Raw genomic sequence first — 23,826 nt, forward strand, 5'->3', positions numbered from 1 at the left:
AAATAAAAAGGTGGCCGTGCATGCCGCACGGCCACCTTTTCAGGTCCTGCATCTGGAGCGCCGCAGGCTTACACGCCGACCATCGACACCGCCTTGGTGTTCAGGTACGACTCCAGCGCTTCCGGACCGCCTTCCGAACCGTAGCCCGAATCCTTGATGCCGCCGAACGGCAGCTCGGCGCTCGGCGTGGCCGGCTGGTTAATCCACAGCATGCCGACTTCGACACGGTTCATCAGCAGCTGGGCATTCTTGATCGAGCGCGTGAACGCGTAGCCGGCCAGGCCGTAGGGTAGGCGGTTGGCTTCGAGGATCGCGTCTTCCAGGCTGTCGAAGCCGCGGATGCCGGCGACCGGGCCGAACGGCTCGTCGTTGAAGATGCTGGCTTCCAGCGGCACGTCGGCCAGGATGGTCGGTGCGAAGAAGTTGCCGGCATCGCCGATGCGCTCGCCGCCGGTGGCGACGATGGCGCCCTTGGCGCGCGCATCCTCGACCACCTTGCTCATTGCGGTGATGCGGCGCGCATTGGCCAGCGGACCCAGGGTGGTGCCATCAAGCAGGCCGTCGCCCAGCTTCAGGCCTTCGGCGTGCTGCACCAGCGCGCGCGTGAATTCTTCCTTGATGCCGTTGTGGACCAGGAAGCGGGTCGGCGAGATGCAGACCTGGCCGGCGTTGCGGAACTTGGCGGCGCCGGCGGCCTTGACCGCCAGCTGTACATCCGCGTCTTCGGCGATGATCACCGGGGCGTGGCCGCCCAGTTCCATCGTCACGCGCTTCATGTGGGCGCCGGCCAGCGCGGCCAGCTGCTTGCCGACCGGGGTCGAGCCGGTGAAGGTGACCTTGCGGATGACCGGGTGCGGGATCAGGTAGCCCGAGATCTCGGCCGGGTCGCCGAACACCAGGCCGACCACGCCGGCCGGCACGCCGGCATCGACGAAGCACTGGAACAGGGCTGCCGGCGATGCCGGGGTTTCCTCGGGTGCCTTGCACAGGAACGAGCAGCCGGTCGCCAGCGCGGCGCCCAGCTTGCGGACCACTTGGTTGATCGGGAAATTCCATGGCGTAAAGGCGGCGACCGGGCCGACCGGTTCCTTCAGCACCAGTTGCTGGGCGGCCGGGTTGCGCGACGGCACGATACGGCCGTAGACGCGCATGCCTTCGGCCGCGAACCAGTCGATGATTTCGGCGCCGGCCAGGGTCTCGCCCTTGGCCTCAAGCAGCGGCTTGCCCTGTTCCTGGGTCAGCAGGCGGGCGATGTCGCCGGCGCGCTCGCGCAGCAGGCTGGCGGCGCGGCGCATGATGGCGGCGCGTTCGGCCGCCGGGACCGCGCGCCAGGCCTCGAAACCGGACTTGGCCGCGGCCAGGGCGCGGTCGAGGTCGGCGATGCTGGCATGGGCGACCGTGCCGATGGTCTGGCCGGTGGCCGGGTTCAGCACCGGGATCGTCTTGCCGCCGCTGGCGTCGCTCCATTCGTTGGCGATCAGGAGGCGGGTGTCGGGATAGCTGGAAGTCGTCATCGTTGCGGTTCCTTTTCTGGATGAGGCGTATATGATCGCACCGCTTTCGATTGTTTGCTTAACATGGCGAAGAACGAAAAAAAACGCCGGGCAAGCCCGGCGTCGTCAGGGTGGAACGAGGAATCGTGATCAGGCGGCTTCGCGCACCGGACGCAGGTCCTGGTTCTGGTCGGCGGAGCCCGGATTCTTCAGTTCGGCGGTCAGGCGATCCTTGTCCAGTTCGCCTTCCCACTTCGACACGACGATGGTCGCGACACCGTTGCCGATGATGTTGGTCAGGGCGCGGCACTCGCTCATGAACTTGTCGATGCCCAGGATCAGGGTCATACCGGCCACCGGGATGGTCGGCACCACGGCCAGGGTCGCTGCCAGCGTGATGAAGCCGGCGCCGGTGATACCCGATGCGCCCTTCGAGGTCAGCATCGCTACCAGCAGGATGGTCAGTTCCTGGGTGAGGGTCAGTTCGGTGTTGGTGGCCTGGGCCACGAACAGGGCTGCCATCGTCATGTAGATGTTGGTGCCGTCCAGGTTGAACGAGTAGCCGGTCGGGACCACCAGGCCCACCACCGATTTCGGGCAGCCCAGCTTTTCCAGCTTGCGCATGATGGCCGGCAGGGCGCTTTCCGACGAGCTGGTACCCAGCACGATCAGCAGTTCTTCCTTGATGTAGGCCAGGAAGCGGAAGATCGAGAAGCCGGTGAACTTGGCGATGGTACCCAGGATCAGGGCGACGAACAGGAAGCAGGTCAGGTAGAAGGAACCGACCAGCGAGGCCAGCGGGATCAGCGACTTGACGCCGTATTTGCCGATGGTAAAGGCCATCGCACCGAAGGCACCGATCGGGGCCGCTTTCATGATGATGTTCACCACGCCGAAGATGGCGTGCGACAGCGTTTCGATGCCGTGGGCGATCGGACGGCCGCGTTCACCCATCATCGATAGCGCGAAGCCGAACAGGATCGCGATCAGGAGCACCTGCAGGATGTCACCCTTGGCGAAGGCACCGATGAAGGTATCCGGGATGATGTTCATCAGGAAGTCGGTGGTGGTCAGCGCCTTGGTCTTCTCGGTGTACTGGGCGATCGAGTGGGTGTCGATGGTGGCCGGGTTGACGTTGAAGCCGGCGCCCGGTTTCACCAGGTTGGCGACGATCAGGCCGATGGCCAGTGCGAAAGTCGACACGACTTCGAAGTAAAGCAGCGCCTTGCCGCCGACGCGGCCGATCTTCTTCATGTCCTGCATGCCGGCGATACCGGCGACCACGGTACAGAAGATCACGGGGGCGATGATCATCTTGATCAGCTTGACGAAGCCGTCTCCCAGCGGTTTCATCGCGGTGGCGAGGCCCGGATCGAAAATGCCGAGCAGCACGCCGATCACGATTGCGAACAGCACCTGGATGTAGAGGACTTTATAGAAGGGTTTTTTCATGATCAGGCATCATGCGTTAATGATAGTGCTGTCATAATTACGCAAAATATCTGCCTAATCTATTGTGGAAACCCGCAATCTTGCCGCTGATAACCGTTGTGTGGTGTGTGAATATTAGGGGCGCGGGAACGACGGCAGGTCAGGGCCGTTTGTAAACAGCGCCGCCCTTCATCACGAACCCCACCTTGCGCAGCGCCGCGATATCCGCGGTCGGATCGCCGTCGACCGCCACCACGTCCGCCAGCGCGCCATTCTTCAGCGTCCCCAGCTCCGGCTTGCCAAGGATGCCGGCGGCGACCACGGTTGCCGCCCGCAGCGCTTCCGTCGGACTCATCCCCAAACGTACCATCCACTCCAGCTCGCGCTCGTTGGTGCCGTGCGTGAAGACGCCGACGTCGCTGCCGTTGCCGATGACGACGCCCAGTTTCCTCGCCAGTTGGAACGCGCGCGCGGCCTGCTGCATCGCCGGGGTCGGGGTGCCGCCGCGCACGTGCTTCTGGAAATACTCGCCGATGGCTTCCGGCGCGGTCAGGGTCGGCACGTAGGCGGTCTTGCGCTCGACCATCAGCTTGAAAGTCGCCTCGCTGGCGCCGTAGCCATGCTCGATGGTGTCGACCCCGGCCAGCACGGCCAGGCGGATCGCGTCGTCGCTGCTGGCGTGGGCCGCTACCTTGCGTCCGGTGATGTGCGCCGCCGCCACCATCGCCTTCATCTCTTCCAGCGTGAAGGTGGGGCGGGTGCTGCCGTCGATGCCGGTGCGGTAGTCGGCGTAGGTCTTGATCCAGTCGGCGCCGTGGGCCGACTGTTCGCGCACCGCCTTCACGCCCTCGTCGATGCCGGTCGCCTGCTGGGCGCCGTAGGGGATCTCCATGTCGGGGCGGTAGCTGCGTTCGGCTGGGCCGTAGCTGGCGGTGGCGACGATGGCGCGCGTGGCCACCAGCAGGCGCGGACCCGGCACCTGCCCCTCGTCGATGGCGCGCTTGATGCCGACGTCGTCGTAGCCGGCGCCTTCGGTGCCGAGGTCGCGCAGGGTGGTGAAACCGGCCTGCAGGGTGTCGGCGGCGTGGCGCACGGCCAGGGCGACGCGGTAGGCGGGCGCCTCCTTGATCACCTGGTCGTCCCAGGTGGTTTCGTTATACGGATGCAGCAGCACGTGGGAATGCAGTTCGATCAGGCCCGGGATCAGCGTCTTGCCCGGCAGGCTGATGCGTTCGGCGTCGGCCGGTACCGCAAGGGTATCGCTGGGGCCGACCCCCTGGATGCGGCCCTGGGCCACCAATACGCTCCAGCCGGCGTGGGGCGCGCCTTCGCCGGTCCAGACCCGGTCGGCACTGAGCAGGACCGGGCGCTGGGGTTCCGCCTGCCGGGCTTGCTGGGCATGCACGTTGCAGGCCAGCAGTGTCAGGGTAGCGAAGGCAAGGTGGCTGGGCCAAATACGCATGTGTTCCTCTTGTCTCAATCAATTGTAAAGCCGACATCATAGCCGAGCGCACCGGCCGTGGCATGCTGGCTTTTGGTGACATTTTTGCTAACGCATCTTTGAATTTCATGCAAGAAAAAAGATCGGTGTAGCAATGTTTTCAGGTTTTTACGACAACGTTCAAAATTCCTTGTGTTAATACAAATCAAGCAATAGTATTGATGCGCGTCATTGTTTTCTTTTTATCAAAAAATGCAAAAGGCATCGTAACAGCACCGGAAACCATCAGTTCAGAGAGGGCATCGCATGAAAACGAAGTGTTCGACCCTGCAGCGCACCCGGCCACAAGCCACCCGCCGTATCCCCAGCATGAGTTCCCTCGCAGTCTGCGTCGCCCTGGCCTTCACGGTCGCGGCCCCGGCTGCACAGGCGCAGACCAAACCCGCGGCGAAAGCGGTGCTGGGACAGCGCGCCGCCCCGTTCTGGCAGAGCCTGTCGGCCGGAACTTCCGCGGCACGCACGACGTCGGCCAAGGCGCCGGCACTGCAATTGTCGCGCTTCCATGCCACCACCCTCGACCTGCCGGGCATGCAGTCGCTGACGGCGTCCGCGCCGCGCGAGCAATCGCGCGCGGTCGCCAGTTCGCTGACCATCTCGCTGCCGGCGCCGGACGGCAGCTTCCAGCGCTTCGTGCTGGAAGAATCGCCGATCATGGAAGAAGGCCTCGCCGCCAAGCACCCCGAAATCAAGACCTACCGCGGCAAGGGCCTGGATGACCCGAACGCTACGCTGCGCATGGACATCACCCCGCTCGGCCTGCACGCGTCGGTGCGCTCGCCCAACGGCGGCTGGTACGTCGATCCTTACTACAAGAACGATACCAGCGTCTACGCCGCCTACAGCCGCGCCGACCTGGTCAACCCGCGCGCGCCGCTGGTCGAGGGCCATCTGGACGAATCGCAGCTGACCCTGTCGCGCAGCCTGTACAACCAGGGCGACAGCGTGCAGGTGAGCGGTTCCGGCTTCAAGCCGGGTGCCAGCGTCGAACTGGCCGTGCGCGCCGAAGGCGACGAGGTGCCGCTGCAAACCCTGAGCGCCGTTGCCGACAAGAGCGGCAACATCAGCGTAACGCTGCCGGCCGGCGTCCGCTCGGGCGCGTTCTCGGTCAGTGCCAGCAACGGTACCGCCGCCGAAGCCTCCTTCCTGGTGGTCGATGCCGACGTCAGCGCGCGCGCGGTCGGCGACCAGCTGCGCACCTATCGCCTGGCGCTGGTCACCGACCCGTCGTACGCCACCTACGTGGGCGCCAACAACGTGACCGCGGCCAAGGTCACGCTGATCAACCGCGTCACCCAGATCTACGAAGAAGAAACCTCGATCCGCCTGGTGCTGATCGATGCCACCGACAACCTGAACCTGGACACCGCTGCCGAGATGACCGGCGCCAACGGTCCCTGCGGCGGTTCGGCCTGCTACACCACCAGCCAGGCATCGACCTGCTCGAGCAGCCTGCTGTCGCGTAACCGCGTGGTGGCCGGCCTGCTGGCGGGCGCCAGCAACTTCGACATCGGCCACATCGGCCTCGGCCTGAACGGCGGCGGCATCGCCAGCCTGGGCGTGGTCGGCCGCGACGCCAAGGCACAGGGTTGCACCGGTATCCCGACCCCAGTGGGCGACTTCTACGCCGTCGACTACGTCGCGCACGAGATGGGCCACCAGTTCTCCGGCAACCACACCTTCAACGGTACCCAGGTCAACTGCTCCGGCGGCAACCGCAGCGCCGCCAACTCGGTGGAGCCGGGCAGCGGCTCGTCGATCATGGCTTATGCCGGCATCTGCGGCACTGACGACCTGCAGCCGCACAGCGATCCGTACTGGTCGCAGCGCAGCTTCGACGAGATCACGACCTACACCTCGGGCGCCGAAAACCTGCTGAGCGAAATCCAGATGGGCGTGCTGACCAACTTCACCACCAACGGCCAGCAATTCCAGTTGAGCTTCAACGGCGGCGTGTCGGCACCGATCGTGCGCGGAAGCAACTACACCACGACCGGCATCGCGGCGGCGATCCAGGCGATTCCGGGCTGGCCGGCCGGCGCCACGGCGACTGTCTCGTCCGTCACCGATACCGCCTTCACCGTCACCTTCGGCGGCACGCTGGCCAATACCAACATCGCCAGCCTGCAACTGGTCAACCCGACCGCCGGCGTGACCGGCTACGTCGGCGAGATCACCGCCGGCGGCCCGACCACCCGCAACGGCAGCGTCTCGGCCACCACCAACCGCGCGCCGGCCGTGACGGTGCCGGACGGCTACACGATCCCGGTGCGCACCCCGTTCGCCCTGACCGGCAGCGCCACCGACCCGGACGGCGATGCAGTGACCTACATGTGGGAGCAGAACGACCGCGGCGCTGCGACCGGCACCGGCCTGGTCAGCAACACCAAGACCAACGGGCCGCTGTTCCGCCAGTTCGGCACCCGCGCCGTCGTCACCAGCACCGGCACGCTGCAGTACGATTCGCCGGGCGAGAACCACGTCGACGGCAACCCGACCCGCGTGTTCCCGGACATGGCGCAGATCCTGATCAACAACACCAACGCTGAAACCGGTGCTTGCCCGACCGCATCGACCACGCCGACCGCAGCCCAGATCGACTGCTTCTCGGAGTTCCTGCCGACCGCGGCCTATGTCGGTTTCGCCGGCGTCAACGCCAGCCCGGCGTCGCTGCACTTCAAGCTGACGGCGCGTGACGGCCGCGGCGGCGTCAACAGCGCTACCACGACCCTGACCCTGGCCCCGGCCGCCGGTCCGTTCCTGGTCAACTCGTTCAACGGCAGCGGCGTGACCGTGGATGGCGGCAGCACCCAGACCATCACCTGGAGCGTGGCCAACACCAACGTGGCCCCGGTGTCGGTCGACAACGTCAAGATCTCGCTGTCCACCGACGGTGGCCTGACCTTCCCGACCGTGCTGGCGGCAAGCGTGCCGAACAACGGCAGCGCCAGCGTCACCCTGCCGGCCGTCGTGACCAGCAGCGCGCGCATCAAGGTGGAAGCGGTCGGCAACGTGTTCTTCGACGTGTCGAATGCCAACTTCGCGATCCAGCAGGCAGCGCCGCAGCCGGTGGCGGGTGACGTCGATGGCGACGGCGCCGTGAGCTGCACCGACTACGGCATCGTCAAGGCTTCGCTCGGCAAGCGGCCGGGCCAGCCCGGCTACGACGCACGTGCCGACGTGAACAAGGACGGCGCGATCGACGCGCGTGACCTGCAGTACGTGACCCTGCGCCTGCCGCAAGGCCTGTCCTGCAAATAACAAACGATGCAGCCGCCGGCCGGATGCGTTTCCGGCCGGCGGCAGAACGAATCTGCCATAGAGGCACAAGGAGAAAAAATATGATGGGATGGAAAAAATCGCTTGGCGCAGCGCTGCTGAGCATGGCTTGTGTGCAAGCCTGGGCAACCACGCTGTCGGTGACGCCGACCCCGGCGGTCACGACACAGGGTTCGACGATCAGCGTTGCCGTGAACCTGTCGGACGTGATCGACCTGTCGACCTATCAGTTCTCGCTGAGCTACGACCAGAGGATGCTGCACTTTACCGGCTACACGGCCGGTGGTTTCCTGAGCAGCGGTGGCGCCATGACCGACGAGTTCTACAGCTTCGAGACGCCGAACTCGATCTCGTTCGTGACCGGCATCGCCTTCGGGGGCGCGAGCGTGAGCGGCAGCGGTACCCTGGCGTACTTCACCTTCGACACCGTGGCGGCGGGTTACTCGGGTCTGACCCTGTCAGACGTGTTGCTGCTCAACACGAATGGCGGCGACATCGCCACGACCATCGGGAACAGTGCGGTGACGGTGCAAGTGCCGACCGGCGACGTGCCGGAACCGGCAAGCTGGATGCTGATCGGTGCCGGCCTGGTGGCTGCGGGTGCGCTGCGCCGCCGCCGTGTCAGCGCTTCGGCTGCAATGGCTTGAATCAACTGCCTTAGCACGTCGTCCCCGCGCAGGCGGGGACCCAAGTTACGCGAATTGCCGCAAATTTCGCACTGAGCACCGAACTTGGGGGGAAGAGTGCCAGTGGCACTCTTTCCGCCTTCGCGGGGGCGACGTTCAGAAGTTCGACTACTCCAGATCCTGCATCGACTGCTCGATCCCCACCGCCACATCCTCCAGGAACGCGGCCCCCTTCGCCGACAGCGCGATCCCGGGTACCGCCAGCTCGACCAGGCAATTCAGCGCCTGCCGGAACCATTCCATGTCGGTCCCCATCAGCGGCAGCGCATGTGCATCTATTAAATAGTGCACCGCGCGCGTCAGCAGCGCCGTGTCGCGGCCGTTGCCGGCCACCAGCGCGGCGAAGTCCGCGGCTTCCGCCTCGAACCGGGACGCCAGCGTTTCCAGGATGTCGCGCGACACCTGCGGCTGGCCGGAGGCCAGCACCACGTGGGCCAGCTCTTCACAGGCCTCGCGCAGGCCGGGGACGTGGATAGGATCGTCCATCACTGCGCCGCCCAGCCCCCATCCATGTTCCAGGCCACGCCGCGCACCTGGTCCGCGACCGGCGAGCAGAAGAACACCGCCAGCGCCCCCAGCTCTTCCGGCGTGACGAATTCGCCCGACGGCTGCTTCTCCATCAGCAGGGCCTTCTTGGCCTGCTCGTTGGACACGCCTTCGCGCGCCGCGCGGTCGTCGACCTGTTTCTGCACCAGCGGCGTCAGCACCCAGCCCGGGCAGATCGCGTTGCAGGTCACGCCGGTCTGGGCGTTTTCCAGCGCGGTGACCTTGGTGAAGCCGACCAGGCCGTGCTTGGCCGCCACGTAGGCCGACTTGGCGGCGGAGCCGACCAGGCCGTGCACCGAGGCCAGGTTGATGATGCGGCCCCAGTTCTTCTGCTTCATGTGGGGCAGGGCCAGGCGCGTGGTGTGGAAGGCCGAGGACAGGTTGATGGCGATGATCGCATCCCATTTCTCGGGCGGGAAATCCTCGACGTTGGCCACGTGCTGGATGCCGGCATTGTTGACCAGTACGTCGACGCCGCCGAACTTTTCGGCGGCAAAGGCCATCATTGCCTCGATCTCGGCCGGCTTCGACATGTCGGCGTTGTGGTAGGCGGTCTGCACGCCGAATTCCTGGCCGATGTCGGTGTACAGCTTTTCGATCTGCTGGGCGTCGCCGAAGCCGTTGAAGACGATGTTGGCGCCCTGTTCGGCCAGCGCGCGCGCAATGCCGAGGCCGATGCCCGACGTGGAGCCGGTGACCAGGGCGGTTTTCCCGCTCAGTAAGGTGGATTTCATGCGTTCCTCGTTCGTGTAATTGGGCATATGGAGGGCTGTGTCGGGTCATCCTGGCCAGACTTGGTAGAATTCTAATCGCTCCGCCGGTTAAAATGTTGGCGGCCGACTAATGTGCGATGTGCGCCGCGCGTCGTGCAGAACGAGAATGGACTACCAGATGAGCGAACCAAGGCTGTCATCCGTGCAATGCAGCTCGCCGGCCGGCCTGCATCGCATGGCATACAAGGAGTGGGGCGACCCGGCGAACCCGCATGTGCTGGTGTGCGTGCACGGGGTGACGCGCGTGGCCGACGATTTCGATGCGCTGGCGCGCGCCTTGTGCGACCGCTACCGGGTGGTGTGCCCGGACGTGGTCGGGCGCGGCCGTTCCGGACGCCTGCGCGACCCGGCGTATTACACGGTGCCGCAGTACGTGGCCGACATGGTGACCCTGGTCGCGCGCGTCACGGCCAACAACGCCGACGAGCGCGTGCACTGGTTCGGCACTTCGATGGGCGGCCTGATCGGCATGATCCTTGCATCGTTCGAGGACAGCCCGATCGAACGGCTGGTGCTGAACGATATCGGCCCGGTGCTCGATCCGGTGGCGATGGCGCGCATCGGCGACTACATCGGCCAGGACCTGCGCTTCCCGAGCTTCGACGCCGGCGCTGCCTTCGTGCGCGAAGTGTCGAGTGCCTTCGGCCCGCACAGCGACGAGCAGTGGCACAAGCTGGCCAGCGACGTGCTGGTGCAGGAACCGGACGGTGCGTGGACGCGCCACTACGACCCGGGCCTGGCCAAGCCCTTCGCCGCGATCACGCCGGAACGCGCGCAACAGGACGAAGCCCAGCTGTGGGCCGCCTACGACGCGATCCGCTGCCCGACGCTGCTGGTGCGCGGCGAGCTGTCCGACCTGCTGTCGCGCGCGACGGCCGAGGAAATGACGCGGCGCGGGCCGCAGCCGGAACTGGTGGAGCTGGCCGGCGTCGGCCATGCGCCGACCTTCCTGCAGCCCGACCAGATCGCGCTGGCGCGGCGCTTCCTGACCGGCTGAGCCGGGACTGAAATTTAGCTTTTTTTGTGTAACACGACTAGAGAAACCATGGAAATCAAACGACTGCACGTAGGCAAACGCCTGTCCGAAATCACCATCCACAACGGCACCGTCTACCTGGCCGGCCAGATCGCCGAAAACACCTCCCAGGACATCGTCGGCCAGACCCGCGAAGTGCTGGGCCACGTCGACCGCCTGCTGGCGGAAGCCGGCAGCGACAAGACGCGCATCCTGTCGACCCAGATCTACATCGCCGACATGGCCGACTTCCCCGGCATGAACACCGTGTGGGACGAGTGGGTCGTGCCGGGCAACACGCCGCCGCGCGCCACCGTCGAAGCGAAGCTGGCCAACCCCGCCTGCCTGGTCGAGGTCGTGATCGTCGCGGCCCAGCCGTAAGGCGCGCCCATGGTATCGATTGCCGCGCTCGGCGACGCCAGCACGCAACTGCTGCACGGTCTCGGTCCGGACGACTCCGCGCGCGTCCAGGCCGCCCTCGACTTTGCCGGCGAGGCGTATGGCGACCGCCTGACGGGCTGGGGCCAGGGCGCCTTCGAGTTCTCGCTCGGGGTCGCGGGCACGCTCGCCGTGCTGCGCGCCGATGCCGAGACCCGCATGGCCGGCCTGCTGTTCGAGCTGTGCATGGCCGACCCGCTCCAGGCCGAGAAGCTGGAAGACCGCTTCAGCCGCGAAGTCTCGGACATGGTGCGCGGCGTGCACCAGCTGATCCGCCTGCGCGACCTGACGGCCGCTCAGGCGCCGGTGGGGCGCGGCAAGAATGCGCAGCAGCAGGCCATGGCGCAGGTGGAAACCCTGCGCAAGATGCTGCTGGCGATGGCGTCCGACATGCGCGTGGTGCTGGTGCGGCTGGCCTCGTGTGTCGTCAGCCTGCGCCATTTCGCCGAGCAGAAACGCTTCGACGAGATGACCCATAATTACGGCCGCGAAGTGCTGGACCTGTACGCGCCGCTGGCGAACCGCCTCGGCATCTTCCAGCTCAAGTGGGAGCTGGAAGACCTGTCCTTCCGCATGATCGACCCCGATACCTACAAGCGTATCGCCAAGATGCTCGAAGAAAAGCGCATGCTGCGCGAAAGCTTCGTGCAATCGGCGATCAAGCGCCTCGAGGACGAGCTGGCGGCGGCCGGCATCAAGGCGGAAGTCAGCGGCCGCCCGAAACACATCTACAGCATCTGGAAGAAGATGCGCGGCAAGGAGCTGGATTTCTCCGGGCTGTACGACGTGCGCGCCTTCCGCGTGATCGTCGCCGACGTGCGCACCTGCTACACGGTGCTCGGCCTGGTGCACAACATCTGGACCCCGATCCCGAAAGAATTCGACGACTACATCTCGCGGCCGAAACCGAATGGCTACCAGTCGCTGCATACGGTGGTGAACGCAGACGACGGCCGCCCCCTCGAGGTGCAGATCCGCACCCAGGAAATGCACAACCTGGCCGAAAACGGCGTCGCCGCGCACTGGCGCTACAAGGAAGAGGGCGGCTCCAACTTCAAGAGCCAGGAGTACGACGAAAAGATCGCCTGGCTGCGCCAGCTGCTGGCCTGGAAGAGCGAAGTGGCCGACGCCGTCACCGGCGCCGGCGACGAGGCACTGCAGCGCGAGTGGGTCGAAAAGCTGAAGTCGACCACGCTGGACGACCGCATCTTCGTGCTGACGCCGCAGGCGCGCGTGCTCGAGCTGCCGGTGGGCGCCACCCCGATCGACTTCGCCTACCACCTGCACAGCGAAGTCGGCCACCGCTGCCGCGGCGCCCGCATCGACGGCGTGATGGTGCCGCTGAACACGGCACTCAAGAACGGCCAGACCTGCGAGATCATCACCGCCAAGGGTCCGGCCGGCAGCGCCGGTCCGTCGCGCGACTGGCTCAGCCCCGGCTACACGGTCAGCAGCCGCACCCGCACCAAGATCCGCGCCTGGTTCCATGCGCAGGAACTGGAAGAGACCCTGGCCAACGGCCGCGCGCTGGTGGAGAAATCGCTGCAGCGCGAAGGCAAGACCGCGGTCAACCTGGAAGCGCTGGCGCACAAGCTGGGCTTCGCCAAGGTCGACGACCTGTTCATCAGCGTGGCCAAGGAAAAGTTCAGCCTGCGCCATGTGGAGGCCGCGCTGCACGAATCGGCCGAACCGGCGCCCCAGGCCGAAGACGCCGCCGTGGTCAACAAGAGCCGCGCCTCGAGCGTGGAGCAGGGTGCCAAGTCGGGCGTGCTGGTGGTCGGCACCGAAGGCCTGATGACGATGCTGGCCAAGTGCTGCAAGCCGGCGCCGCCGGACCCGATCGTCGGCTTCGTCACGCGCGGCAAGGGCGTGTCGATCCACCGCGCCAGTTGCAAGAACTTTGCCGAGATGGCGTCCAAGGCGCCCGAGCGCGTGCTCGACACCGAGTGGGGCAGCACCGGCAAGGAAACGGTCTACCCGATCGACATCTTCATCCTGGCCAGCGACCGCCAGGGCCTGCTGCGCGACATCTCCGAAGTGCTGACGCGCGAGAAGATCAACGTCACCGGCGTCAATACCCAGAGCAGCAGGGGCCTGGCGCGCATGGTGTTCACGGCCGAGATCAGCTCGACCGGGCAGCTGCAGAAGGCCCTGGCGGCAATTGCGGAAGTGGGTGGCGTGCAGGAAGCCCGGCGTCAATGATGACAGCGAACAGTAAGCGTCCTTCCGATGTGATACATATCGGGAGGGCACCCTTCCTGCACCGTATCATGTGACCATGTCCCTATCCGCTCTCCTGTACATCAAGCCGCGTCACTGGGGCGTGCACGCCGCCCGCTGGCTGGCCGGCTGGTGGCACATGCTGCACCTGGGCGCGGTGGCGCTGGTGATGGCGCTGTCGCCCTCGACCTACAACCGCGCCAACCGCCTGGCCACGGCGCGCCACATCTACGCCAGCACCTGGCAGGTGCTGCCCTGGTTCACGATGCTGACCGCACTGGTCAGCCTGGTCGTGATCCGCATCGTGCTGGTCACGGCCCAGAGCTACGGCCTGTCGCGCTACGCGCTGGAGATGGTGGTGCGGGTACTGGTACTGGAATTGATTCCGCTGTCGGCCGCGCTGTTCGCCGCACTGCGCGCCGGCATGGCCTTCGACGCCGCCGCCATGGGCCTGGCCAGGGCAGGGGTGCCAGCTGCGGTAGCGACCGAAGAGACCCTGAAAAAGGTGCGGCGCGACTTGGTGCCGCAGGTATTCGCCAACGCCTTTTCGGTGCTCAGCCTGGCGATGGTCAGCAGCGTGATCGTGCTGGTGCTGGCCTACCTCAACGTGTACGGCCTGTCGCCCTGGGGCATCCCCGACTACACGCGCACCGTGGGCCGGGTGTTCGATCCGGTGGTCACCGCCGGCTTCGTGTTCAAGACCGTGCTGTTCGGGCTGGCCGTGGCGGTGATCCCGAGCGCCGCGCTGCTCGAACTGCTGCGCCACGCGCGCCGCCACCGCTCCAGCGTGCAGCCGGGCGCGCTGCGACTGCTGTTCGTGCTGCTGCTGATCGAGGCCGGTTCGCTGGTCCTCAAATATATCTAACCCGAAAGGACGTTATGGCCGATCCCGTCACCACGCCCACCGCCCCCGCCGCCCCCGACGAGCCGAAACATGTCGAAGCCAAGGCCCTGATCCTGCTGGTCGCCATCGGCGCCCTGATCGCCGCCTTCGTGCTGTACGTGATGTACGCGCGCGGCGTATTCGAAAAGACCCAGACCCTGACCCTGGTGGCCGACAATTCCGAAGGCGTGATTCCCGGCATGGACATGACCTTCGCCGGCTTCCCGATCGGGCGCGTGCGCCAGGTGAGCCTGGGGGCGGACGGCAAGGTCAACATCCGGGTCGACATCCCGCGCGACGACGCCAAGTGGCTGCGCACCACCAGCGTGTTCACGCTCGAGAGCAGCGTGGTCGGCGAGACCCGGCTGCGCGCCTTCAGCGGCGTCCTGACCGACCCGCCGCTGCCGGACAAGGCCCAGCGCCCGGTGCTGCGCGGCGACGCCGGCGCCGAGATCCCGCGCCTGCTGGCCAGCGCGCGCACGCTGCTGGAAAACCTGACGACCCTGACGCAATCCGGTTCCTCGATCGACAACACGCTCGCCAACGTCGAGACCCTGAGCGGCCGCCTGACCGGCAAGTACGGCGTGCTCGGGACGGCACTGGGCGGCGATGCCGAGGCGCAGAAGCTGTTGCAGACGCTGCAGCGGGTCGACACCCTGCTGGCCAAGACCGACCAGCGCGTCTTCGGCAGGAACGGCGTGATGGACGACACTCAGGCCGCGGTGCGCGAACTGAACGGCATGCTGGCCGACGCCCGCACCACGCTGCAGAAGGTCGATGCGGTGCTGGTCGAAGCCCAGGCGGTCGGCGCCAACGCGCGCGTGGCGACCCAGGACCTGGGCCGGCTGCGCGGTGAAGTCGACGCCAGCCTGCGCAAGGTGAACCGGCTGGTCGACCAGATCAACCGCAAATGGCCATTCAAGAGCGAATCGGAGATCAAGCTGCCATGAAGCGTGTCTATGTGATGCTGGTTCTGGCGCTGGCCGGTTGCGCCAGCAAACCCCAGCCGCCGAGCTGGCAGCCGAGTGCGCGCGATGCGCTCGACGGCTACACCGACGCCTGGCTGAAAGGCGACACGCCGGCCGCCGATGCCGAATTCGCGCGGGCGCGGCGCGAGACCGCCAGCACCGGCCGCTTCGACCGCGTGGCCCAGGCCGAGCTGGTGCGCTGCGCGGTGCAGGTGGCGGCGCTGGAGACCGATTGTCCGGGCTTTGCGGCGATCGCGCCTGACGCGACGCCGGCGCAGCGCGCCTACGCGGCCTACCTGGAAGGCCGCTGGCAGGGGCTGGATGCCGGGCTGCTACCGGCACAGCACCGCCCGGTCGTGGCAAGCGGCACGCTGGCCGGCGTGGCCGATCCGCTGGCGCGCCTGGTGGCGGCCGGCGCCCTGCTGCGCGCCGGGCGTCTCACGCCGGCCGATATCGGCGTGGCGGTGGAGACGGCGTCGGAGCAGGGCTGGCGGCGGCCGCTGCTGGCCTGGCTCGGGGTGCAGGAGAAGCGCGCGCAGGCGGCGGGGGATGGGGCGGCTGTCGAGCGGGTGCGCAAGCGCATCGCGCTGGTTGCGGGAAATTGAAGACATTGCGCCATGATGTCATGGTCGACCTGGCATGGTCGATTGCGGATCCGACAACTGCGCCGCGGACTGCGTGGACGGCGCCTCAGGTATCGCGCTGCTTCGACACCCGCCGCAAAATCGACAGGATCACAAAGGCAAACACCGCACTGACGATCGCCGACGACTCGCGCCCCATGCCGGCGGCGACGCCAATCGCCGCCGTGGTCCAGACGCTGGCCGCGGTGGTCAGGCCGTGGATATCCTTGCTGTCGTGCTGCTTGAGGATGGCGCCGGCACCCAGGAAGCCGATGCCGGCCGTGACGCCCTGCAGCACGCGCGACAGGTCGTCGATCTCCATCCCGGCCTGGACCGGGATCAGCACGAACAGCGCGCAGCCGAGCGAGACCAGCATGTGGGTGCGCAGGCCGGCCGGGGAGCCGATCGATTCGCGCTCATAGCCGAGCAGGCCGCCCAGCGCCATCGCCACCAGCAGGCGCAGTACGATCCGCGTGATGTCCTCGGCGTTGCCGAGGTCCGAAAATTCTTCTACCGTGGTTGCCCAGATCCGTTCCCACACACCCTGACTCCTCCCATTGCCAAGGCTCGATGATGCCAGTACGGGGCGCCGGGCGGCGCCCTATAGTCGAGGGACGGCAGATCGCGCCGAGGGAAGCTAGAACTTCAGCTGGTCCAGCGTCCTGCCGCCTGCCAGCGCATCCGCCACCCATTTCGGCTGGCGCCCGCGGCCGCTCCAGGTCTGGCTGGCGTCGTCCGGGTTGCGGTAGCGCGGCAGGACGGCGGCGCCGTCCAGCAGCTTCTCGGCCGGCAGGCCGGCGCCGCGCGCAATCGTAATGATGCGTTCGCGCGCCTCGGCCACGTCGCGCCGCTGGCGTTCCTTGATCGCCTGGCCGACCTCGAACAGCAAGCCCTTCAGCTCGCCCAGGTCGTAGTCGGCCAGGTCGACGCCCGGCGCTTGCGCGGGTTTGGCCGTCTTCGCCATCATGCCGCCCGGTGCAGCGCCAGCGGGCTGGCGGCCTGGGCGGCGCGCAGGGCCGGCGGCAGACGGTTGTGGATGTGGGTGGCGGCGCGCGCCGCCTGGCCGGTCGCCACCGCGATCTGGTTCAGGCCGACCGTCACGTCGCCGATCGCATACAGGCCTGGTACTGCGGTAGCACCATGGCTGTCGACCACCAGTTCGTCGCAATGGGCGGTTTCGGCGCCCAGCTTGGCAGCCAGGCCGGAGCGCGCGTTTTCGCCCAGCATCGGGTAGAACACGTCGGCCGGGTGATCGTTGCCGTCGGCGGTGTGCATCACCGGCTTCATGGCGGCGTCCAGCGTGACCGACAGCAGCGGCGAATCGATGTAGCGCACGCCGGCGGCGTCCAGGCGGCGGCGGTCGTCGTCGGTCAGGATCGACGCGGGACCGCGCTCGAACAGCGTTACGTCGGCGCTGAAGGTACGCATGAACAGGGCGTGGCCGACCGGGTTGATCTCGGCGGTGGCGACGGCGATGCGCTTGTCCATCACGTCGAAGCCGTCGCACACAGGACACAGGCGCACCGAACCGAAGGCGACCGCCTCGCGCCAGTTCTCGACCGGCAGGCCGACGTCGGCCACGCCGGTGGCCAGCAGCACGGTCAGGGCGCGGATCTGCACGGGCTCACCCGCGGGGGCATCCTCGGCCGCGTAGTCCGCAACGAAATGGCCGTCCTCGATGCGCAGATCGAGGATCTCGCCCGGCATCACCGAGCCGCCGTAGCGTTCCAGCTGGGCGGTCAGGTTGCCGAGCAGGGCGTGTCCGGGCACACCCTCGGGGAAGCCGGGGTAGTTGTGCGAAACGGGGATCAGGCGCAGGCGGCTGTTGCCCTTGTCGACCAGGGCGACGTTGCGCGTGAAGCGGCGCAGGTAGATGGCCGCCGTCAGGCCGCCGGGGCCGCCGCCGATGATCAGGGTATCGTAGACATGAGATAAGCTTGGCATGTTTACATTATCCACAAGCCGCCGCGCGCGTCCTGTCGGCGTGCCACCCGCTGCCGGGTCGGACCCGGCTTACATGTGTCCAGCTCCAGGGGCTGGGGCTCAGTGATTGTGGGTTTCGGGCTGCAGCGTCACGTGGTCGATGCCGTGCTTGTCCAGCAGCATGCCGCGCACCGCCTGCAGCACCTCCGGCCAGCGCGCCATGTTCTCGATCTGCAGGTGGCCGATCAGGGCCGGCTCCCCGGGCGACATGTCCCACACGTGCAGGTCGTGCACCGAGACCACGCCCGGCACCCGCGCCAGGTCGGCGCCCACTTGCAGGTAGTCGATCTGGGACGGCACGCCTTCCATCAGGAAATGATACGACTCGCGCAGGATGCCGGCGGTCGAGCGCAGGATCAGCAGCGACACGAAGATCGACAGGATCGGGTCGATCCGTACCCAGCCGGTCAGGTGGATGATGGCGCCGGCGGCGATTGCCGCGATCGACCCGAGCAGGTCGCCCAGCACGTTGACCAGGGCGGCGCGCGTGTTGATGCTTTGCTCGCCGCGCGACAGCACCCAGGCCACCAGGATGTTGATGGCGGCGCCGATCGAGGCGACCACGAACACGGTCGCGCCGCCGACGGCTTCCGGATGCACAAGGCGCTTGCCGGCTTCGTACACGATCCAGCACACCAGCAGCAGCATGGCCAGGCTGTTGACGAAGGCGGCCAGCGCCTCGGCGCGCACGAAGCCGAACGAGTGGCGTGCCGACGGCGGGCGCTTGGCGATGAATTGGGCCATCAGCGCCAGGCCGAGGGCGGCGGCGTCGGTCGTCATGTGGCCGGCGTCGGAAATCAGCGCCAGCGAATTCGACATGAAGCCGGTCACCACTTCGATCAGCGCGAACAGCAGGGTCAGCCCGAGCGCAATCGCCAGCGCCCCCTGGCTGCGGCCCTCGATGGTGTGGGCGTGCCGGGCGTCCCCGTCGAGGTGGGCGTGCAGGTGGGCGGAGGAGGCGGGTTGCTGGGACATGGGGAAGGCAGGTCATCAAAATAAACAGCATGAAGTATACCTGCAGGGTGGGGCGCCAAGTCCGCGCCGATGCCGGTTTGCTCATCAATTCATGCGTGCCTTGCATAACCGGCGCCGACTCCCTATAATAGCGGCACACGGGCGGTTAGTTCAGCTGGTTAGAATACTTGGTCGACATCCAAGGGGTCGCAGATTCGAATTCTGCACCGCCCACCAGAACATCTCGGGAACTTCACGGTTCCCATATGTAAGAGCGAGAAAGGCATCCACGGTTATGACACCGCGAACTACAACTTGGTTGTGGGGGAATCGCTAGACGCGGTTTGGTGTGCTTTTGTCTCGAAAAAGCTCTACAACACTGAAATGAACGCGCCTGGTGCGCGTTTTTTTTCGTCCAAAGATTTTTAGTTTCAATTCTTTTAATCATTTCATTTACTTAGCGGGCGCGACAGGGCGCCGACAAGGAGATCAAGATGCTGAACGTGCGACTCCCCGACGGCTCCAGCCGTCAATTCGAAGGACCGGTCACGGTGGCCCAGGTGGCCTCGAGCATTGCCCCGAGCCTGGGCAAGGCTGCGCTGGCCGGCAAGGTCAACGGTAAAGTGGTCGACACCTCGTTCCTGATCGAGTCCGACGCCGACCTGGCGATCGTCACCGACCGCGATCCGGAAGGCCTGGACGTGATCCGTCACTCGACCGCCCACCTGCTGGCGTATGCCGTCAAGGAACTGTTTCCGGAAGCCCAGGTCACGATCGGCCCGACCATCGAGAACGGCTTCTACTATGACTTCTCGTACAAGCGTCCGTTCACCCCGGAAGACTTGACCGCGATCGAAAAGAAGATGGCCGAGCTGGCCAAGAAGGACGAGCAGGTCACCCGCAAGGTGCTGCCGCGCGACGAAGCCGTCGCCTACTTCAAGTCGATCGGCGAAGACTACAAGGCCGAGATCATCGCCTCGATCCCGGCGAACGAGGACGTGTCGCTGTATTCGGAAGGCGGTTTCACCGACCTGTGCCGCGGCCCGCACGTGCCGTCGACCGGCAAGCTGAAAGTGTTCAAGCTGATGAAGCTGGCCGGCGCCTACTGGCGCGGCGACGCCAAGAACGAGATGCTGCAGCGTATCTACGGCACTGCCTGGGCCAAGAAGGAAGACCAGGAGCAATACCTGCACATGCTGGAGGAAGCCGAGAAGCGCGACCACCGCAAGCTGGGCAAGCAGCTCGACCTGTTCCACTTCCAGGACGAAGCCCCGGGCCTGATCTTCTGGCACCCGAAAGGCTGGACCATCTGGCAGCAGGTCGAGCAGTACATGCGCAAGACCTACCAGATCACCGGCTACAACGAAGTCAAGGCGCCGCAGATCATCGACGTCAGCCTGTGGCAGAAGACTGGTCACTGGGACAACTATCGTGAAAACATGTTCACGACCGAGTCCGAGAGCCGCACCTATGCGCTCAAGCCGATGAACTGCCCGGGCCACGTGCAGATCTATAACGCCGGCCTGCGTTCCTACCGCGACCTGCCGCTGCGCTACGGCGAATTCGGCCAGTGCCACCGCAATGAATCGTCGGGCGCGCTGCACGGCCTGATGCGCGTGCGCGGCTTTACCCAGGACGACGGCCACGTATTCTGCACCGAAGAGCAGATCGCGCCGGAAGTCGTGGCTTTCCACGCCCAGGCGATGCAGGTATATGAAGATTTCGGCTTCGAGAACATCGACGTCAAGATCGCGCTGCGTCCGGAAAACCGCATCGGTTCCGATGAAGTCTGGGACCAGGCCGAGGAAGCGCTGCGTTCGGCACTGCGCGGCTGCGGCGTGGAATGGACCGAGCTGCCGGGCGAGGGCGCCTTCTACGGTCCGAAGATCGAGTACCACCTGAAGGATAGCCTCGGCCGTCCGTGGCAGGTCGGCACCATGCAGGTCGACTTCTCGATGCCGGGCCGCCTCGGCGCCGAGTATGTATCGGAAGACAATACCCGCAAGGTGCCGGTGATGCTGCACCGCGCGATCGTCGGTTCGATGGAGCGTTTTATCGGTATCTTGATCGAGAACTATGCCGGTGCGCTGCCGCTGTGGCTGGCCCCGGTGCAAGTCGCCCTCTTGAATATCTCGGATTCGCAAGCATCTTATGTGAAAGAGGTGGAATCCCGACTGAAAGCCGCCGGTTTGCGTGTTCACGCTGATTTGCGGAACGAGAAGATTACCTATAAAATCCGTGAGCATTCCGTCCAAAAACTGCCGTACATCCTCGTTGTCGGCGATAAAGAGCGGGATGCCAACACTGTGGCCGTTCGCGCGCGCGGCAATGTCGACTTGGGCGTGATGTCCGTCGATGCGCTGCTGGAACGCCTCCTGGGCGAGGTGGCATCCAAGGCGAAGTGATCGTTTCCGCCTTGAGGAACGGCCGAACATAATCAACTACCAAAGGAAACAAAATAGCTACTGACAAGTCTTCAAATCGCATCAATGGCGAAATCACCTATCCGGAAATGCGTCTGAACGGTGTGGACAACGAGCCGCTGGGCATTGTGAGCCTGGCCGAAGCGTTCCGTCTGGCTGAAGAAGCGAACGTCGACCTCGTGGAAATCGCGCCGAACGCGGTTCCGCCGGTCTGCCGTCTCATGGACTACGGCAAGTTCAAGTATTCGGAGCAGAAGAAACAGCACGAAGCGAAGCTGAAGCAGAAGATCATCCAGGTCAAGGAAATCAAGTTCCGTCCGGGTACGGACGAGGGTGACTACAGCATCAAGCTGCGCAACCTGATCAAGTTCCTGGAAGAGGGTGACAAGACCAAGATCACCCTGCGTTTCCGCGGCCGCGAAATGGCCCACCAGGACATCGGCCAGCGCATGCTGGAGCGTCTGCGTGGCGACCTCGAGCCGTATGGCGTGGTCGAGCAGTTCCCGAAGCTGGAAGGCCGCCAGATGATCATGGTCGTCGGCCCGAAGAAGAAAAAGTAAGCTTCTGCGCGGCGCGGCATTCGCCGTGATGGCTGGACAGAGTGGGGCCGGTGGCGGGCCGCAGGGTGATCCTGCGTCCCGCCACCGGCCTATTCCCGTTTCACGCTCGTTGCGTCGTGCAATCAACTGCAGGCCGAACCATTCCTCCGGAATCAAACTTGTGGTAGAATCTGCGGTTCCCGTTTCGAGAGATGCGGGAATGCAAGACTGTAGTGGACTCGCTTCCGCTGCAGAAACAAGTGAAAGCAGGCATCCAAGAGCAGCGTTGCTGCCACCTGCAATCCTGTTACATATGAGGCTGCCTATAAAAGGGCAGATGACTATGCCGAAAATGAAAACCAAAAGCTCCGCGAAAAAGCGTTTTCGCGTGCGTCCGGGTGGTACCGTCAAATCGGGTATGGCGTTCAAGCGTCACATCCTGACCAAGAAGACCACCAAGAACAAGCGCCAGCTGCGTGGCACCCGTAACATCAATGCATCGGACGTCACGAGCGTCTACCGCATGATGCCGTCGGCCGTCTAATCTCACACTAAGGAGCGAATATGCCTCGAGTAAAACGTGGGGTTACTGCACGTGCCCGTCACAAGAAGGTTCTTGAACTTGCCAAAGGCTACCGTGGCCGTCGCAGCAAGGTATTCCGTATTGCCAAGCAAGCAGTCATGCGCGCTGGCCAGTACGCTTACCGCGACCGCCGCAACAAGAAGCGCGTTTTCCGCGCACTGTGGATCACCCGTATCAACGCAGCTTCGCGTTCGCACGGCATGACCTACAGCGCATTCATGAACGGCCTGAAGAAAGCCGCGATTGAACTGGACCGTAAAGTCCTGGCCGACATGGCTGTCAACGACAAGCCGGCATTTGCCGCTATCGTGAACACCGTCAAGGCACAAGTCGCTGCTGCTTAATCGCTGAGCGAACCATAGCGCCGCAGCGATGCGGCGCAAAAAGGACGGGGCAAAGGTTTCACGACCGATGCCCTGTTTTTGTTTCTGGCGCCTCCCGCCCTTCAATAGGAAAAGAACACGCAATGAACTCGCTGGAAGAACTCGTCGTCTCCGCCCAGTCCGACTTTGGCGCCGCCCAGGACGCTGCCGCGCTGGAAAACGCTAAAGCGAAATACCTGGGCAAGACCGGCCAGGTGACCGAACTGATGAAGGGCCTGGGCAAGCTCGACCCGGACCAGCGCAAGGCGCAGGGCGCCCTGATCAATGCTGCCAAAGAAAAAATCGAACAGGCATTGACCGCCCGCCGCGAAGACCTCGCCAACGCCCAGCTGATGGCGCGCCTGAATGCCGAAGCGATCGACGTCACGCTGCCGGGCCGCGGCCGCGGCATCGGCGGCATCCATCCGGTCATGCGCACTTGGGAACGGGTCGAACAGATCTTCCGCTCCATCGGTTTCGACGTGGCCGACGGCCCGGAAATCGAGACCGACTGGACCAACTTCACGGCACTCAACAGCCCGGAAAACCACCCGGCGCGTTCGATGCAGGACACCTTCTATATCGAAGGCAATGACAGCACCGGCAAGCCGCTGCTGCTGCGCACGCATACCAGCCCGATGCAGGTGCGTTATGCGCGCACGCATACGCCGCCCATCAAGGTGATCGCACCGGGCCGCACCTACCGCGTCGACAGCGACGCCACCCACTCGCCGATGTTCCACCAGGTCGAAGGCCTGTGGATCGGCGAAGACATCAGCTTTGCCGACCTCAAGGGCGTGTACCTGAACTTCGTCAAGGCCTTCTTCGAGACCGACGACCTGCAGGTCCGCTTCCGTCCATCCTACTTCCCGTTCACCGAACCGTCGGCCGAGATCGACATCGCCTTCGGCTCCGGTCCGCTGAAGGGCCGCTGGCTGGAAGTGTCGGGCGCCGGCCAGGTGCACCCGACCGTGGTGCGCAATTTCGGCCTGGATCCGGAAAAGTTCATCGGTTTCGCGTTCGGCTCCGGCCTCGAGCGCCTGACCATGCTGCGCTACGGTATCAACGATTTGCGTCTGTTTTATGAAGGCGATCTGCGCTTCCTGAAACAGTTCAATTAAGAAGAACA

22 protein-coding genes and 1 tRNA gene are annotated in these 23,826 nt (G+C 65.3%); 14 read left to right on the forward strand and 9 right to left on the reverse strand.

What is annotated here, in order from left to right; translation table 11 throughout:
• Nucleotides 1–68: 68 nt before the first annotated feature.
• The 3 genes from FBX97_RS24165 to FBX97_RS24175 all read right to left on the reverse strand — a co-directional run bounded on the left by FBX97_RS24165 (nt 69) and on the right by FBX97_RS24175 (nt 4,386).
• Nucleotides 69–1,514, reverse strand: coding sequence for an NAD-dependent succinate-semialdehyde dehydrogenase (locus FBX97_RS24165; RefSeq protein ID WP_141837506.1), 1,446 nt, complete (start codon nt 1,512–1,514; stop codon nt 69–71).
• A 129-nt stretch (nt 1,515–1,643) separates the two neighbouring features.
• Nucleotides 1,644–2,945 (reverse strand): dicarboxylate/amino acid:cation symporter, encoded by a 1,302-nt coding sequence (locus FBX97_RS24170; protein WP_141837508.1) that lies wholly within the window; start codon nt 2,943–2,945, stop codon nt 1,644–1,646.
• 139 nt (nt 2,946–3,084) lie between these two features.
• Nucleotides 3,085–4,386, reverse strand: coding sequence for an amidohydrolase family protein (locus tag FBX97_RS24175; RefSeq protein ID WP_141837509.1), 1,302 nt, complete (start codon nt 4,384–4,386; stop codon nt 3,085–3,087).
• A 285-nt stretch (nt 4,387–4,671) separates the two neighbouring features.
• Here FBX97_RS24175 and FBX97_RS24180 point away from each other — a divergent pair, with 285 nt between their 5' ends.
• Nucleotides 4,672–7,683 carry a M12 family metallo-peptidase gene (locus FBX97_RS24180; RefSeq protein ID WP_221631864.1) on the forward strand — a complete coding sequence of 1,004 codons (3,012 nt, stop codon included), beginning with the start codon at nt 4,672–4,674 and terminating at the stop codon, nt 7,681–7,683.
• An 80-nt stretch (nt 7,684–7,763) separates the two neighbouring features.
• Nucleotides 7,764–8,348 (forward strand): cohesin domain-containing protein, encoded by a 585-nt coding sequence (locus FBX97_RS29885; protein ID WP_221631865.1) that lies wholly within the window; start codon nt 7,764–7,766, stop codon nt 8,346–8,348.
• A 147-nt stretch (nt 8,349–8,495) separates the two neighbouring features.
• Here the strand turns inward: FBX97_RS29885 and FBX97_RS24190 are convergent, their stop codons facing one another.
• Nucleotides 8,496–8,873 carry a hypothetical protein gene (locus FBX97_RS24190; RefSeq protein WP_141837515.1) on the reverse strand — a complete coding sequence of 126 codons (378 nt, stop codon included), beginning with the start codon at nt 8,871–8,873 and terminating at the stop codon, nt 8,496–8,498.
• Nucleotides 8,873–9,667: a 3-hydroxybutyrate dehydrogenase gene (locus tag FBX97_RS24195; protein WP_141837517.1), complete on the reverse strand. Its 795-nt coding sequence runs from the start codon at nt 9,665–9,667 to the stop codon at nt 8,873–8,875. Before FBX97_RS24195 ends, FBX97_RS24190 begins: the two co-directional genes overlap by 1 nt.
• 157 nt (nt 9,668–9,824) lie before the next feature.
• On the opposite strand from FBX97_RS24195, the gene FBX97_RS24200 reads away from it, so the two are divergent.
• From FBX97_RS24200 to FBX97_RS24225, 6 genes are all read left to right on the forward strand, one after another.
• Nucleotides 9,825–10,703 carry an alpha/beta fold hydrolase gene (locus FBX97_RS24200; RefSeq protein ID WP_141837519.1) on the forward strand — a complete coding sequence of 293 codons (879 nt, stop codon included), beginning with the start codon at nt 9,825–9,827 and terminating at the stop codon, nt 10,701–10,703.
• Nucleotides 10,704–10,751: 48 nt separating this feature from the next.
• Nucleotides 10,752–11,102, forward strand: a complete 351-nt coding sequence (locus FBX97_RS24205) for a RidA family protein (protein ID WP_141837521.1) — start codon at nt 10,752–10,754, stop codon at nt 11,100–11,102.
• A gap of 9 nt (nt 11,103–11,111) precedes the next feature.
• A complete protein-coding gene (locus FBX97_RS24210; RefSeq protein WP_141837523.1) occupies nt 11,112–13,361 on the forward strand; it encodes a bifunctional (p)ppGpp synthetase/guanosine-3',5'-bis(diphosphate) 3'-pyrophosphohydrolase in 2,250 nt (749 codons plus the stop codon).
• A gap of 76 nt (nt 13,362–13,437) precedes the next feature.
• On the forward strand, nt 13,438–14,244 hold the full coding sequence (locus FBX97_RS24215; protein WP_255517621.1) for an ABC transporter permease: 807 nt from the start codon (nt 13,438–13,440) through the stop codon (nt 14,242–14,244).
• Between the two features lie 14 nt (nt 14,245–14,258).
• Complete coding sequence (locus tag FBX97_RS24220) at nt 14,259–15,212, forward strand: MlaD family protein (protein WP_141837524.1); 954 nt, start codon at nt 14,259–14,261, stop codon at nt 15,210–15,212.
• Nucleotides 15,209–15,835 (forward strand): hypothetical protein, encoded by a 627-nt coding sequence (locus FBX97_RS24225; RefSeq protein ID WP_141837526.1) that lies wholly within the window; start codon nt 15,209–15,211, stop codon nt 15,833–15,835. Before FBX97_RS24220 ends, FBX97_RS24225 begins: the two co-directional genes overlap by 4 nt.
• An 85-nt stretch (nt 15,836–15,920) precedes the next feature.
• Here the strand turns inward: FBX97_RS24225 and FBX97_RS24230 are convergent, their stop codons facing one another.
• From FBX97_RS24230 to FBX97_RS24245, 4 genes are all read right to left on the reverse strand, one after another.
• Nucleotides 15,921–16,394, reverse strand: coding sequence for an MgtC/SapB family protein (locus FBX97_RS24230; protein ID WP_141837528.1), 474 nt, complete (start codon nt 16,392–16,394; stop codon nt 15,921–15,923).
• 96 nt (nt 16,395–16,490) lie between these two features.
• On the reverse strand, nt 16,491–16,820 hold the full coding sequence (locus FBX97_RS24235; RefSeq protein WP_255517622.1) for an H-NS histone family protein: 330 nt from the start codon (nt 16,818–16,820) through the stop codon (nt 16,491–16,493).
• A complete protein-coding gene (locus tag FBX97_RS24240) occupies nt 16,817–17,797 on the reverse strand; it encodes an NAD(P)/FAD-dependent oxidoreductase (protein ID WP_141837530.1) in 981 nt (326 codons plus the stop codon). The genes FBX97_RS24235 and FBX97_RS24240 overlap by 4 nt, the downstream gene beginning before the upstream one ends.
• 99 nt (nt 17,798–17,896) lie before the next feature.
• Nucleotides 17,897–18,811 (reverse strand): cation diffusion facilitator family transporter, encoded by a 915-nt coding sequence (locus FBX97_RS24245; RefSeq protein WP_141837532.1) that lies wholly within the window; start codon nt 18,809–18,811, stop codon nt 17,897–17,899.
• A gap of 139 nt (nt 18,812–18,950) precedes the next feature.
• Here FBX97_RS24245 and FBX97_RS24250 point away from each other — a divergent pair.
• The 6 genes from FBX97_RS24250 to pheS all read left to right on the forward strand — a co-directional run bounded on the left by FBX97_RS24250 (nt 18,951) and on the right by pheS (nt 23,818).
• Nucleotides 18,951–19,027, forward strand: a tRNA-Val gene (locus FBX97_RS24250).
• A gap of 257 nt (nt 19,028–19,284) precedes the next feature.
• Nucleotides 19,285–21,195, forward strand: coding sequence for a threonine--tRNA ligase (thrS, locus tag FBX97_RS24255; RefSeq protein WP_141837534.1), 1,911 nt, complete (start codon nt 19,285–19,287; stop codon nt 21,193–21,195).
• A gap of 53 nt (nt 21,196–21,248) precedes the next feature.
• The gene (infC, locus tag FBX97_RS24260; RefSeq protein ID WP_141837536.1) at nt 21,249–21,773 is read left to right on the forward strand and encodes a translation initiation factor IF-3; all 525 of its coding nucleotides are present in this window, start codon (nt 21,249–21,251) and stop codon (nt 21,771–21,773) included.
• A gap of 322 nt (nt 21,774–22,095) precedes the next feature.
• Nucleotides 22,096–22,296 (forward strand): 50S ribosomal protein L35, encoded by a 201-nt coding sequence (rpmI, locus tag FBX97_RS24265; protein WP_005667419.1) that lies wholly within the window; start codon nt 22,096–22,098, stop codon nt 22,294–22,296.
• Between the two features lie 20 nt (nt 22,297–22,316).
• Nucleotides 22,317–22,679, forward strand: coding sequence for a 50S ribosomal protein L20 (rplT, locus tag FBX97_RS24270; RefSeq protein ID WP_141837538.1), 363 nt, complete (start codon nt 22,317–22,319; stop codon nt 22,677–22,679).
• A gap of 122 nt (nt 22,680–22,801) precedes the next feature.
• The gene (gene pheS / locus FBX97_RS24275; protein WP_141837540.1) at nt 22,802–23,818 is read left to right on the forward strand and encodes a phenylalanine--tRNA ligase subunit alpha; all 1,017 of its coding nucleotides are present in this window, start codon (nt 22,802–22,804) and stop codon (nt 23,816–23,818) included.
• The last annotated feature ends 8 nt before the right edge of the window (nt 23,819–23,826 follow it).

It is taken from the genome of Herbaspirillum sp. SJZ107 (assembly GCF_006715485.1).
In the GTDB taxonomy this organism is placed as follows: domain Bacteria; phylum Pseudomonadota; class Gammaproteobacteria; order Burkholderiales; family Burkholderiaceae_D; genus Telluria.